The sequence below is a fragment of the Ruegeria sp. BI12 genome (assembly GCF_056537985.1).
Genome location: NZ_JBQFSL010000001.1, coordinates 2,269,433 through 2,281,635, shown reverse-complemented (window position 1 = coordinate 2,281,635; position 12,203 = coordinate 2,269,433). Strand labels below are relative to the sequence as shown.

13 protein-coding genes are annotated in these 12,203 nt (G+C 57.0%); 7 read left to right on the top strand and 6 right to left on the bottom strand.

From position 1 onward, the window contains the following. Positions 1-79: 79 nt before the first annotated feature. Complete coding sequence (locus tag ACR0AK_RS11520; protein ID WP_480793393.1) at positions 80-1,054, bottom strand: isopenicillin N synthase family dioxygenase; 975 nt, start codon at positions 1,052-1,054, stop codon at positions 80-82. Beyond that, positions 1,054-2,418 (bottom strand): FAD-dependent oxidoreductase, encoded by a 1,365-nt coding sequence (locus ACR0AK_RS11515; protein WP_480793392.1) that lies wholly within the window; start codon positions 2,416-2,418, stop codon positions 1,054-1,056. Before ACR0AK_RS11515 ends, ACR0AK_RS11520 begins: the two co-directional genes overlap by 1 nt. A 169-nt stretch (positions 2,419-2,587) precedes the next feature. Between ACR0AK_RS11515 and proS the strand changes: the two genes are divergently transcribed. Then, complete coding sequence (proS, locus tag ACR0AK_RS11510) at positions 2,588-3,928, top strand: proline--tRNA ligase (protein ID WP_170558684.1); 1,341 nt, start codon at positions 2,588-2,590, stop codon at positions 3,926-3,928. Further along, positions 3,912-4,805, top strand: a complete 894-nt coding sequence (locus ACR0AK_RS11505) for a glycosyltransferase family 2 protein (protein WP_170558682.1) — start codon at positions 3,912-3,914, stop codon at positions 4,803-4,805. Before proS ends, ACR0AK_RS11505 begins: the two co-directional genes overlap by 17 nt. Before the next feature lie 5 nt (positions 4,806-4,810). On the opposite strand, the gene ACR0AK_RS11500 is transcribed toward ACR0AK_RS11505, so the two are convergent. Next, on the bottom strand, positions 4,811-5,161 hold the full coding sequence (locus ACR0AK_RS11500; RefSeq protein ID WP_480793391.1) for a hypothetical protein: 351 nt from the start codon (positions 5,159-5,161) through the stop codon (positions 4,811-4,813). A 337-nt stretch (positions 5,162-5,498) separates the two neighbouring features. Here ACR0AK_RS11500 and ACR0AK_RS11495 point away from each other — a divergent pair, with 337 nt between their 5' ends. The 3 genes from ACR0AK_RS11495 (at position 5,499) to ACR0AK_RS11485 (ending at position 8,525) form a co-directional block, all read left to right on the top strand. Then, on the top strand, positions 5,499-6,485 hold the full coding sequence (locus tag ACR0AK_RS11495) for a DUF6492 family protein (RefSeq protein ID WP_480793390.1): 987 nt from the start codon (positions 5,499-5,501) through the stop codon (positions 6,483-6,485). 65 nt (positions 6,486-6,550) lie between these two features. Continuing rightward, entirely contained in the window at positions 6,551-7,846 is a 1,296-nt protein-coding gene (locus tag ACR0AK_RS11490) for a lipoprotein-releasing ABC transporter permease subunit (protein ID WP_480793389.1), read from the top strand. After that, entirely contained in the window at positions 7,839-8,525 is a 687-nt protein-coding gene (locus ACR0AK_RS11485; protein WP_480793388.1) for an ABC transporter ATP-binding protein, read from the top strand. Before ACR0AK_RS11490 ends, ACR0AK_RS11485 begins: the two co-directional genes overlap by 8 nt. Here ACR0AK_RS11485 and ACR0AK_RS11480 read toward each other — a convergent pair. Continuing rightward, positions 8,509-8,946, bottom strand: a complete 438-nt coding sequence (locus tag ACR0AK_RS11480; protein WP_170558670.1) for a DMT family transporter — start codon at positions 8,944-8,946, stop codon at positions 8,509-8,511. The two genes, ACR0AK_RS11485 and ACR0AK_RS11480, sit on opposite strands and share 17 nt — an antisense overlap. A 92-nt stretch (positions 8,947-9,038) precedes the next feature. On the opposite strand from ACR0AK_RS11480, the gene ACR0AK_RS11475 reads away from it, so the two are divergent. Beyond that, positions 9,039-9,437: a c-type cytochrome gene (locus ACR0AK_RS11475; protein ID WP_480793387.1), complete on the top strand. Its 399-nt coding sequence runs from the start codon at positions 9,039-9,041 to the stop codon at positions 9,435-9,437. A gap of 3 nt (positions 9,438-9,440) precedes the next feature. On the opposite strand, the gene ACR0AK_RS11470 is transcribed toward ACR0AK_RS11475, so the two are convergent. Both ACR0AK_RS11470 and ACR0AK_RS11465 read right to left on the bottom strand, forming a co-directional pair. Further along, positions 9,441-10,115, bottom strand: a complete 675-nt coding sequence (locus tag ACR0AK_RS11470; protein WP_480793386.1) for a hypothetical protein — start codon at positions 10,113-10,115, stop codon at positions 9,441-9,443. A 59-nt stretch (positions 10,116-10,174) separates the two neighbouring features. Continuing rightward, positions 10,175-10,837 carry a DNA-3-methyladenine glycosylase I gene (locus ACR0AK_RS11465; protein WP_480793385.1) on the bottom strand — a complete coding sequence of 221 codons (663 nt, stop codon included), beginning with the start codon at positions 10,835-10,837 and terminating at the stop codon, positions 10,175-10,177. Between the two features lie 414 nt (positions 10,838-11,251). Between ACR0AK_RS11465 and ACR0AK_RS11460 the strand changes: the two genes are divergently transcribed. Beyond that, positions 11,252-12,202: an ABC transporter substrate-binding protein gene (locus ACR0AK_RS11460; protein ID WP_170558662.1), complete on the top strand. Its 951-nt coding sequence runs from the start codon at positions 11,252-11,254 to the stop codon at positions 12,200-12,202. The last annotated feature ends 1 nt before the right edge of the window (position 12,203 follow it).

Genomic DNA, 12,203 nt, shown 5'->3' with positions numbered 1-12,203 from the left:
TGTTTCTGGCTCTTACCGGTGTTCTTGGCGTAACCAGCCCCGTGATGCAAGCGGTTCATGCCTTGGGGATTTCCAGGAATTATGAGTCCAGCGTTCCAAGTTCCGGCGTATCATCTGTGGCGGTTTCATCGGGCCAGTTTGTGCGCCATATTTCTGCGGACCAATGCCCGCAATGAACTGAAGGGCGATCAAAGCCGGGTAGCGGCGGCAGCAGTGGCTCGACGATCACGTCATGGCGCGGAACCGCGAAATAGGGAAAGGAATAACGTTCCTTGCCTGACCGGTTGACCACCCGGTGTGGCGTCGACTTCAATCGGCCACCCGACCACAGCTCAAGCATATCGCCGATGTTCACGATAAACCCGCCGGGTGGACAATCAGGAGTGATCCAGCCCCCGTCCCTGGTTTGAACCTCAAGCCCACCAACCGGGTCCGGGGCGATGATGGTCAGGGCGTCTGTGTCCTTGTGGGGATGGATGCCGAACCCTTCCTCATCCGGGGCCTGCGGCGGGTAGTGCAGCACCGTCATGTTTGTCATGGGTGTTTCAAATGCACTCTTCAGGATGTTGGGCTTCAAACCCAGACCCAGTTCCAGCGCACCAAGCAGCAGGTTGGTCACGTGATCCAGTTGCGACCAGTATTCCAAAATAACTTCACGCGCCCCTTGCACTTCAGCCGGCCAGAGGTTCGGGCCATAAAGCGCGCAGTCTTCGCGTACCGGATCGTCACCGGACACCTCGAAATGCAGCTTGTAGCCTTCGTATTTGTCCGCTTTGCCCGAACCATCATTGGGTGTGAAGAAGCCCAAGGGAATGTAACCGCGATAGTTGTTGCGGGTGATGGCCTGATCCCACTTGGTTTGCTCGTCGATAGCAAAGATCTCACGTGCTTTGGCGCGCACGTTATCGACGGAGTTCGACGAAACGCCAGTTCCTGTGATTGAGAGGAAACCAATGTCGGTACACGCATCCAAAACTCTCCGGACCGTAGCATCGTGGTCAGTATGGGCGGTGTCTTGCAGCGGAGAGATGTCGATCGTGGGGATTGACTGCATCAGTGAACCCTCACGCCCTGCCGGTCCAGTTCCGCGTGAACAGGGGCAAGGTTCATCGCGTGTAGGTCCTGATTGCTTTTCAGCGATAAGGCTGCAGCAATTCCCGCACCCTGTCCCATGACCGCGCAACAGGCCATGTTGCGCGTTGCGGCGTGGGCCACCTTGTCCGCACCGTGCGAACGGCCCGCGACCAGCAGGCCTTTGATGCCCTTGGGCAGCATCGAGCGATAGGGCACCTGCATATACCGCCCCGTGGTCGGCAGGATCAGTATGCCATAGCCGTCGATGAATTCGGGATAGATACCGATTGTATCCTCGAACCGGCCCTGATGGCGGGCGTCATCTTCAGTCATGTTATAGACCGCGTCGATCTTCCGCGTGTCGCGAATGCCGATGGTCATCCCAAAGTTTCGCAGCCGTGCGTTTTCACAACCGGGCATGAACCGGCGCAGCGCCTCAATGGCAAGCATCGACTGGCGGCGGCCCTCAATCTCGCCCCGCGTCAGGCTATCGGGGTCGGTGCCGTCGATCTCGGCGAGGTGGATGAGGTTCATATAGGTTAGCTCGCCCGTGTCGTGCATCGCGCCCCAGGTTCCCGCAATGGTGTTCAGATGCGGAGGGATCAGGCCCTCATCTATGGCCTGCTGAAACGGTTTGTGCACGAAGGGCGAAAACATGTCGTCTTCCTTGCCGCTCGTTTCGATGTTCCACTCACCGCCGCCGCCCCAGTCCTTATAGGTCTGGGGGTCGGCTTTGACGCCCTCCATAAATGCGCGTTTGTCGACACCGGCGAGATGGAACATGACCGAGGCCGCCATCATGTCTTCGCGGGCTGTTTTGTGGGTCGATGCACCCGCCCGATGGGCCACGTCTGCATCGCCCGTGGCGTCGATCACGACCTTGGCCAAGATGGCCTCGCGCCCGGCTTTGGATTCGGTGATGATGCCAGTGATCCGGTCACCATCCATGATCGGCGCGACGAACTGACGGTGCAGCATCGGGTGAACGCCTGCCTCTTCGACCAGTTTGTCGGCAACCAGTTTGAACCCTTCGCTGTCCAACTCATAGCTCAGCGACTGGCTTTCGGGCACAGCAGCGCCCATTTCCTTGGCGCGAGTTTCGAATTCCATGCCGATGCCGCCTGCCTCAACCGTTTGTTCGTGTCGGTACCAGGCGAACCCTTCGACCCCCACGGCGGTAATATTGCCGCCCATGCAGCCGAACCGGTCGACCAGCGACACCTCGGCCCCCGCACGTGCCGCGGCCAAAGCGGCGGCCAATCCGGCGGGGCCGGAGCCTACGACCAGAACGTCCGTCTGGTGAACAACAGGGATTTGACGGGCGGGTTCCTGAATTGTCTGCATAAGCGCCTCATGGGATTCACTTTCCCGCTACAATTGGAAACCCTAACTGGCGGGTCAATCAAAAAACCGACTGACCCAAGGTCGCAAAATAGCCAATGCATGATTGCCCCCGGCAGGGCTTTGGAATAAGCAGCTTTGAAGTCGAATTCTTACCTTTGAAGGTCATACAATGCGCCTCAGCCGTTACTTTCTGCCCGTTCTCAAGGAAAACCCCTCCGAGGCCCAGATCGTCAGCCATCGGCTGATGCTGCGCGCCGGGATGATCAAGCAAGCCTCTGCCGGGATTTATTCCTGGTTGCCGTTGGGCTTCAAAGTGCTGCGCAAGCTGGAAAACATCATTCATGAAGAGCAGGCGCGCGCTGGCCACATTGCGATTCAGATGCCGATCATCCAATCGGCGGACCTGTGGCGCGAATCTGGGCGTTATGACGACTACGGTCAGGAAATGCTGCGTATGAAGGACCGGCATGACCGGGATATGCTGTTCACGCCGACCGCCGAGGAACTGGTCACCGACATCTTCCGTGGTCACGTCAACAGCTACAAGGACCTGCCGCTGACGCTGTACCAGATTCAGTGGAAATTCCGCGACGAGATCCGCCCCCGTTTCGGCGTGATGCGGGGTCGCGAGTTTTACATGAAGGACGGATACAATTTCGACCTGACCAAAGAAGACGCATTGCACGCCTATAATCGTCATCTGGTCACGTATCTACGCACCTATGAACGCATGGGTCTGCAGGCCATCCCGATGCGCGCCGATTCCGGCCCGATCGGCGGGGACAACACGCATGAATTCCTCGTGCTGGCCGATACCGGCGAATCCGAAGTGTTCTATGACAGCGCCGTCACTGACCTGACATTTGGGGACCGTCAGATCGACTACGACAGCCGCGAACAGTGTCAGGCGATCCTCGAAGAGTTCACATCAAAATATGCGCGCACCGATGAAACTCATGACGAGGCGCTGTTCAATCAAGTCCCTGAAGAGCGTCGTCGCGTCGCGCGCGGGATTGAGGTTGGCCAGATTTTCTACTTCGGAACCAAGTATTCCGAGGCGATGGGCGCGACTGTACAAGGCCCCGATGGCAAACCGACACCGGTCCATATGGGCAGCCACGGTATCGGAGTCAGCCGTCTGGTCGGTGCAATCATCGAAGCCAGCCATGATGACAATGGCATTATCTGGCCCGAAGGTGTGACCCCGTTCCATTGCGGTATCGTCAACCTGAAACAAGGTGATGACGAGGCAGATGCCGCTTGCGACAAAATCTACGGCGCGCTGACCGCACTGGGTCTGGATCCGCTGTATGATGACCGCAACGAACGGGCAGGTGGCAAGTTCGCCACCATGGACCTGATCGGCTTGCCCTGGCGCATCACCGTCGGCCCGCGCGGTCTTAAGAACGGCGTGGTCGAACTGACTTGTCGCCGGACTGGTGAAAGCGAAGAGATGCCACCCGAAGCCGCCGTTACCAAGATCGCCGAGATCTATGAGCGCTTCGCCTGAAACCTCGGACGCGCCGCTGATCTCGGTCATCACCGCGACGTATGATCTGCTGTCGCAAGGGCGGCAGGACAGCTTTCGCGAGGTGATCAGATGTATGGCGCGTCAGAATTGCAGCAGGGCTGAACACGTCATTCAAGACGGGGCGTCGACTGATGGTACCGTCGAGTTTCTGCAGAACCTGACTGCGGATGCCCAGCGCACTCGATTGTTCAGCGAACCGGACACAGGTTTGTATGATGCGATGAACAAGGGGGCGCAGGCCGCTCGCGGCGAATACCTGTTGTTCCTGAACTCGGACGACTCTCTGGCGGCTGACGACATTCTGAATACGGTAGCGGATCGGCTTGAGGCGGCGCGACCAGATTTCCTTTTCGGATCGACCTTGCGCCGGTTTGAAGATGGGTCGGAAGCCCGCGAGAAACGGATGTCGCTGACGGCGATCCTGCAGCGGATGCCTTTCTGCCATAACTCGGTGCTGCTGAAGCGGGATGTGTTTATGGCGCTGGGCGGTCATGACACGCAGTTTCGCGTTGCCGCCGACTACGATCTGATGCTGCGCCTGTTGACTGAAGGGTATCAGGGTTCGCGCATTGACGATCCGATTTCCATGTTTTGGGGCAGAGGCGTCACCAGCGATGATGACGCGACTGCCGAAGATTATGCGCGTGTTTGGTCGAACTATTACACCGGGTTCAGGGCTGCCCAGGGCCTTACAGAACGCGACTTCGTCCGGTATTATCAACGGGGTCACATGCCCGCAGGACTGATACTGGAACGAATGCTAAAACCGGGTACGTGCAAAGCGATCAAAGCCGCTGCGCGCCACAGTCTGTGGAAAACCACGCGCCGATCGGTTCAGTTCTGGCGCAAGTTTTAAGCGCGTCAGGCTGTCGGTCGGGCAGTCAGAACGTCTCCGTCGGCCTCTTGGCCTCGCGCCACGACGATCGGACGACCCAGCCGTCGCACCAGATCTCTGAACTCAAGGCCCAAAAAGCGCAGACCGCAAATCCGGGCGCCGGTGGCTTGATCGGTAATGCACATCCGTCCATCCCGGAAGACCAGACAATAACCCTTGTCGTTCAGGATGTCCGTCAGACCAGCCCAACTTGCGGCGCTGGCAAAGATCGGAAGGATGGTTGCCCGCAGAAGAACTGCGGATTCACAATCCAGTTCAGTTGGTACATGTCGGACCGAAATTACGTCCGGTTTTTCAGTTTCAATTCGAATACTCATGAGCGACCCCCGCTCTTAAAAATGTATTCCCCCACAATCAGGGTGACAAAGTTTCCAAAAATAAGCAAAACACGAAATAAAGTTGCGTTGCAAATGTTGCATTTTGAGTTCAGTTTGCCTCGCCATGCTCACATTGACTTCATACCTGAAACAATGCGGGGCTGTCTGTGAAGAGTGTCACAACCAGTGGTGTATTTGGCTAAAAACCGATCTCCTTAAATTCGAGTGACCCTTTGCGTGATAGTCGGACTGATTCGCGAAATTGAGGCCGTGAGAGTGAATTGGACCACGCGGAAATTGCTGATAAACGGAGCAAAACGATGAAAGGGCCCGCGCCGTGCTGAGTTTCGCGACCGTCGTGTACTCCAAGGATTATCCCCTGCTTGAACTTCAGGCGCTTTCTTTTGCCCGTTTTGTCGATCCGGACATGGTTTCGTCGATCCATGTCATCATGAATGACAATGACGAAGAGGCGCTAAAGGCAAAAATCGCACCCATTTTGGACGCCTACGGCCCGCTACGGTCCAAGGTCGAGGTGCTGGGCGGCGATGCTTTGTTGCTGCAGCCGGGTCAAAGCGCTGAGCGGTCTTTCTCGGATCGATTTCTGATCGAGAACCGATTTCGTATCCCGGGTATTCGCAGGCAGGGATGGCGCGGTGCGAACGGGTACCGCAGCCAACAAGTGTTAAAACTGGGCGCCGCACGGGTCGCTGCGTCCGAGAACATGGTAATACTGGATACCAAGAACGTCTTTTTGCGCGGTTTTGACCAAGCTGAGTTCTTTGCGGAAAATGGCCCGGCGCGGATCGCATTTATCGATGTCGAAAGCGACTATCATCGCAATTGGTTGATCGAGAGTCTTGATGCCCTGGGTGCATCGCATATCGATCTGAACGGGTTGAAAACAACGACTTTTGCCACGCCGTTCGCTGTTCGCCGATCATTAGTCCTGGCTTTGCTGGAGGAAATCAACGCCAAGTATGGTTCGGTTCAGGCGCTGTTCGGATCGCGCAGACGTCCGTCTGAGTTTATGCTTTTGAACGCGTTTTGTCTGAAATCGCCCGAGCGTTATACCCCCTGGTTCGAGGATCAGGCGCAATGCAATATCGGGCTCTGGCCGACCTACTCGCCAGAAGAAATGGCGTCGCAGTTGGCAATGTTGGACAATCCTGCTGCATTGACGCTGGGCCTTCACAACCGCGCCTTGGCGCTTTTACCTGACAACCTGCGAGACCGTGTATTTTCCGAGTTGGAGAACAGGCGTATCTGTGACAGGTCGCGCACTGAAGAGGTGCTAAACCGCGCGGCAACGCTGACCGGCTGACAACCGGCTTGACCATCCGGTGAAATGCCGAAAGGGTCGCGCCAACAAACAAACCCGGAGCAGGTATGGCCAAAACACCCCCGCCCTTTGCCCCATTTGAGTGGAAGATCGCTTGGCGTTACCTACGCGCGCGTCGTGCCGAAGGTGGTGTCAGCGTGATGACGTGGATTTCGCTGATCGGGATCACGCTGGCCGTCTTTGCCCTGATCGCCACTTTGGCTGTTCGTTCGGGATTTCGGGCCGAATTTGTCGGCACTATCTTAGGCGCGAACGCGCATGTGACCGTATACTCTGCCGGAGAGTTCGACGCGCAGGGCCAGGTGGACCGAACGATTGCGGACTATGACGAAATGACCAGCCGTATCGCACAGGTTCCGGGCGTGGAACGCGCGGCCCCGCTGGTCAAAGGGCAGGTTCTTATTACCAACCGCGACCGCAGCAGCGGGGTTGAGGTCTTTGGCATCCGCCCCGAGGATTTGCGAGATTTGCCCGGCGTAGCGGAAAGCGAACAGGCCGTCGGCGATCTGACCCAGTTTCAGGACGGCGAGGATGTGATTGCCATCGGGTCCGGTGTAGCGCGCAGTATTGGGGCGACGGTTGGTGATACGGTAAAGCTGACCTCACCGAATGGGGTTAAAACCGCCTTTGGGACGTCGCCGCGGGTGAATGCCTATCGTGTGGTTTATGTATTCTCGGCCGGGCGTTATGACATCGACCGAACTCGTGTCTACATGCCGTTTGTGCAGGCCCAAAGTTTTTTCAACCGCGACGGAGTTGCGGATGAGATCGAAGTGATGGTCGAACGTCCCGAAGAATTGACCCCGGTTCTGATCCCAATCCTTGAAGCCGCCGAGGGGCGCAGCCAGCTTTGGACGTGGCAGGATGCCTCGGGCGGCTTTCTTCGCGCGCTCGAGGTGGAAGACAACGTGATGTTCATCATCCTTTCGATCCTCGTCCTGATCGCAGCAATGAATATCGTGTCCGGCCTGATCATGCTGGTGAAGAATAAGGGGCGCGATATCGGTATCTTGCGTACAATTGGCCTGAGCGAAGGATCGATCCTGCGGGTCTTCTTCATCTGCGGCGCATTCACCGGCATCATTGGCACCGTCATGGGAGTGATCCTCGGTTGCCTGTTTGCGATCTATATCGACCCGATATTTTCATTCGTGAACTACGTCATGGGCGGCGGGGTCTGGGATCCGTCCATTCGCGGCATTTACTCCTTACCAGCTGAACTGCATCTTTCTGATGTGCTCAAGGCGATTGGTTTGTCATTGGGGCTGTCGTTCATCGTTACCTATTTCCCGGCCCGCCGTGCGGCGCGGCTGAACCCGGTTGAGGCGCTGCGCTATGAATGATGTGACGATGCGGCTGAACGGTCTGACCAAGACTTATCTCAAGGGCACTCCGGGGGAGGTTCAGGTGCTACGCGGTGTCGATCTTGAGCTGCGCGCGGGTGAGGCCGTGGCTTTGGTCGCCCCATCCGGGGCAGGCAAATCAACGCTATTGCATATTGCCGGGCTGCTGGACAAACCGGATGAGGGGTCGGTCGAAATAGCGGGTCAGAATGTTGCTGGCAAGGGTGACCGAACCCGTACGGCGCTGCGACGCCAAGACGTGGGTTTTGTCTATCAGTTCCATCATTTGCTGCCCGAGTTTACTGCGCTGGAAAACATCACTCTGCCGCAACAGGCGAACGGTGTATCCGAGAAGACTGCACAGGACAGGGCGATGAGCTTGCTGGACCGTGTTGGCGTTGCAGCGCGCGCCGACCATCGACCCGCCGCTTTGTCAGGTGGCGAGCAGCAACGTGTCGCGTTTTGCCGGGCATTGGCAAACAAGCCGCGCGTTTTGTTGGCGGATGAGCCGACAGGCAATCTGGACCCCGAAACTTCGGATCAGGTATTTGACGCGCTGATGTCGCTGGTCCGGGACGAGGGTCTTTCTGCGCTGATAGCCACACATAACATGGATCTTGCGGCGCGGATGGATCGGAAACTGCGGCTTGAGGCCGGTGTTCTTAAGCCAGTTGAGTGATGGCGACGCCAACGGCCATCACGGCGATGCCGCCGGCCCGTATCCAGGTCAATGGTGTGACCTGAGCGCCAAACAAGCCAAAGTGGTCAATGGCCGCTGTGCTGATCAGCTGTCCCAGCAGAACAAAGAACACGGCGTTGCCGACCCCGAAATGGGGCGCGACGTGCGTAATCGACAAAACGTAAAACGCAATTAGAACACCCGCCAGTAACAAGTGCTTCGGAGCTTGGGCCACTTTGGACAGCGCTGCTGTTCCCGGGAATAACACCATGACCAGCGCCGAGGCTGCAAACGCGATGGCGAACAGGACAACGGCGGCGGTTGTCGGTGATCCGATCAGCTTGCCGAGGGCAGCGTTCAAAGCCGCCAGAATCGGGACGCCGATCCCGGCCGCCAGCATAATGGCTATGTATTGTGTCATTGCCCGTATCCTCTTGCTTCGTTGATCTGGATCATTGCGCCAAGCCGCCCAGCGGGCAAGCCTGCAAATGTCAATCATGACAGGAGGATGCGATGATCAGACCGTTGTTCGGGGCAGCTTGTGCAGGTATGGCCGCGTTGGCTTCTCACGCCGAGGCGCAGAACGTAGAGACTGGCGCTGAGCTTTATCAGCATTATTGCGCAACATGCCATGGGATTGATGCGACGGGGCATGGGCCAATGGCAGGTGTTCTGGTGATACAACCCACCGATCTTACGCAACTGACCTTAGAGGATGGCGTGTTCCCTACAGCCCGCGTTGTGGCGCGTATTGATGGGCGTGACCCCTTGGTCAGTCACGGCAGTCCGATGCCGGTTTATGGCCCGTATTTCGACGGGCAGGACACATCGATGAAAACACCCGACGGGCAGCCGATTCTGACCAGTCAACCGATCGTGGATCTGGTGACGTTTCTCGAGACGCTGCAATAGGGCTCAGCTGTTGCGGCAAATCCCTTCGACCTTTGCGCCGCTCCACGGAATGACAACTGCACGCTCGCGTTGCGCGCCGGGCAGCGGGGACAGATCGAAATGTGCGCCCAACATGTCATGCAGACGCTGGGTGCGCGGTGCAGTAGGATCCAATGAGCGGCAGCAGATATATTCCTCGACGATCGCACCTTGTTGTTCAAACCCGTAGGACAGAAAATCCGGTGATGTCTTCAGGTCAAACAGATAAGGGTCCTTGCTTCCACCATGTTCTGCGGCTGCGCGCAGGGGGTGATAGCCCGTCGTCTGACGGTTCTGCCACTGCCAGACATGGGTCAGCTCATGCGCCAGAAGCATAGCGGCAATCAGGTCCATCTGATCCGGAAAGTCGGTCATATAGTCCTCAAGATACCAATCCTTGGTAAAATAGACCTTGTTGAACAACGCAACAGCGGCAGGTTTCGCTGTGACGACACCTTCTTCGGTCGGTGGCAAGATACGTTCCCGACAGGCCAAACGCGGCCGGTCCTTGCGGTAGAAAGTGATAGGTGCCACCGGTGCACCTTCAACAAGGCGCACGCGATCCAGATCAAGCGTGTCGCCCTGAACGGCGCTGGCAAATGCGCGTTCCTGATCCGTCAAAGGGCGGCCGCAGGCTGCAAACAGAATAAGTAACGTCATCAAAATGCGAAGGGCCATAATCAAAGCCTAATGCGAAGTGCCTGCACTGCAACCCGTTTTCACAGGCTCATTGCCAAAACCCTGCTGATTTCGGTCAGAGACCGGCCGGATTGGTCCATCCACGTGTTAAAGGCTGCTTGCACCGCAGCCATTGCCTTTTTCGAAGTGGGGGATTTGTCGATCACGCCTTCGGCAATCAGTCGCGCGGTCACGTCTTGCGAGAGGATAAAGCTGTCCCGCCCGGCAAACCGCATCGCGTACTGGGCCGAGGCACCGCCCAGACGCGAACCGCGCTTGGCCAGCATCGCCAACAGACCGACGTAATCTTCAGATGGCCATCCTCCAAGCACCTGACCCGCGCCGCCTTCATCCCGCAGTTCCAGCAGAAATGCAGCATTATCGCGGACGGCGGCAATCTTGGTGCCGTTGCGCACGATGCGCGTGTCCTGAATTAATGCGTCGAATTTCTCATCGTCCATGAAGGCGCAGCGTCCTACATCGAAACCGTCAAAGGCAGTCTCGAACCCGTCCCACTTGTTTTCGATGACCTTCCAGTTGAACCCTGCCTGAAACACGGTTTTGGTGATGATCGACAGCCAGCGGTCATCCGGCATCTTGGCCAGCTCGGCCACACTAGTGGGCTTGCTCGGTTTTCCGTTCAGAGCATCCAGGCCACCATGTCGCTTGGCGGCAATGGCAAAAATTTCATCAAAGTGACGCATCAATCCTGTCCTCCACCGGTAACGTTGCTTGTTGAGCATTGTGTTACAAGGTCTCAAAGCGAGTGATTATTTTGAATTTTGGCACCTGTGACACCAAAAAATGCAGAAAAGTCAGAAATCCGAAAAAGAAATGCTCGACAAAACAGTGGAATCGGGTTTGTGATTGACTCGTCAATCAAAGACCCGCGCCGAATATCTGTGTTAAACAAAAACGCGCGCGATCAGTACAACGCAGCGGGTGGGGACTTGTACCTTAAAGTAAGGCGAAAAATTCCGCGCTCGTTCAAAGTGTTCGCTTTCCTTTTGCGGCGGACTTTGTGCATGTTGCGACATGGTGATGTCGTCTTATCAACCTTGCGGCGCTGAAGTATCCGCTGAGGTGGACGAGAAACAAAAAAGACAGGGAGAATGTCGATGAAAAAACTCAGTGTCAGCCTTTTGGCTATGATGGTAGCCGGTTCCGCTTACGCCGCCGAAATGGGGGCCGTGGACGAGCCGATCAAATTAGCGATCAACGAATGGACCGGTCAGCATGTAACGACCCACGTTGCTGGTGAAATGCTGAAAGCCGCAGGTTACAATGTCGAATACGTGACCGCCGGCATGATGAACCAGTTCCAAGCCATCGCGGATGGTGACATCACTGCGACGCTCGAAATCTGGTCGTCCAACGTCTCCGACGAATACGCAAAGAAAATCGACGAAGGTACGGTGGTTGAGATCGGTGATCTGGGTCTGGATGCCAAGGAAGGCATCGCATATCCGGCGCACGTGGCCGATCTGTGCCCGGGTCTGCCTGCATGGGAAGCGCTGAAAGACTGCGCGCAGGTCTTTGCAACTGCTGAAACTCTGCCCGGTGGACGTCTGGTCGACTACCCCGCCGATTGGGGTACGCCCGGCGCCGACCGTATGACCGGTCTTGAGCTGCCGTTCAAAGCGGTTCCTGCCGGATCTGAGGGTGCCCTGATCGCCGAACTTCGCGCCTCGACTGAGCGCAAGTCACCGCTGCTGATCACCTTCTGGCAGCCCCATTGGGCGATGTCAGCTTATGACGTGCAATTCGTCGAACTGCCTGCAGGTGAAGAGGCATGCTTTAACGATCCGGCATGGGGCCCGAACCCGAACGCTATTAATGACTGTGATTTCTCACCCTCGCGCATCTTCAAGGCCAGCTGGAACGGTATGGAAGACAAATGGCCTGCGGCCTATGAAATCCTGTCCAACTATCAACTGGCAGTCGAGGACCAGCAGCCGATGATGGGCGCAATCGACGTTGACGGCGGTCAGGTCGAAGAGGTAGTCGCCGAATGGATGTCTGCGAACGAAGACAAGTGGCGTCCGGTTGTTGACGCGGCAACTCAGTGAG

Excerpts from the sequence above, each read along its gene's own strand:
- ACR0AK_RS11515 (WP_480793392.1), bottom strand. The coding sequence starts at position 2,418 with ATGCAGACAATTCAGGAACCCGCCCGTCAAATCCCTGTTGTTCACCAG.
- ACR0AK_RS11465 (WP_480793385.1), bottom strand. The coding sequence starts at position 10,837 with ATGCGTCACTTTGATGAAATTTTTGCCATTGCCGCCAAGCGACATGGT.
- ACR0AK_RS11490 (WP_480793389.1), top strand. The coding sequence starts at position 6,551 with ATGGCCAAAACACCCCCGCCCTTTGCCCCATTTGAGTGGAAGATCGCT.
- ACR0AK_RS11505 (WP_170558682.1), top strand. The coding sequence starts at position 3,912 with ATGAGCGCTTCGCCTGAAACCTCGGACGCGCCGCTGATCTCGGTCATC.
- ACR0AK_RS11460 (WP_170558662.1), top strand. The coding sequence starts at position 11,252 with ATGAAAAAACTCAGTGTCAGCCTTTTGGCTATGATGGTAGCCGGTTCC.
- ACR0AK_RS11480 (WP_170558670.1), bottom strand. The coding sequence starts at position 8,946 with ATGACACAATACATAGCCATTATGCTGGCGGCCGGGATCGGCGTCCCG.
- proS (WP_170558684.1), top strand. The coding sequence starts at position 2,588 with ATGCGCCTCAGCCGTTACTTTCTGCCCGTTCTCAAGGAAAACCCCTCC.
- ACR0AK_RS11500 (WP_480793391.1), bottom strand. The coding sequence starts at position 5,161 with ATGAGTATTCGAATTGAAACTGAAAAACCGGACGTAATTTCGGTCCGA.
- ACR0AK_RS11470 (WP_480793386.1), bottom strand. The coding sequence starts at position 10,115 with ATGACGTTACTTATTCTGTTTGCAGCCTGCGGCCGCCCTTTGACGGAT.
- ACR0AK_RS11485 (WP_480793388.1), top strand. The coding sequence starts at position 7,839 with ATGAATGATGTGACGATGCGGCTGAACGGTCTGACCAAGACTTATCTC.
- ACR0AK_RS11520 (WP_480793393.1), bottom strand. The coding sequence starts at position 1,054 with ATGCAGTCAATCCCCACGATCGACATCTCTCCGCTGCAAGACACCGCC.
- ACR0AK_RS11475 (WP_480793387.1), top strand. The coding sequence starts at position 9,039 with ATGATCAGACCGTTGTTCGGGGCAGCTTGTGCAGGTATGGCCGCGTTG.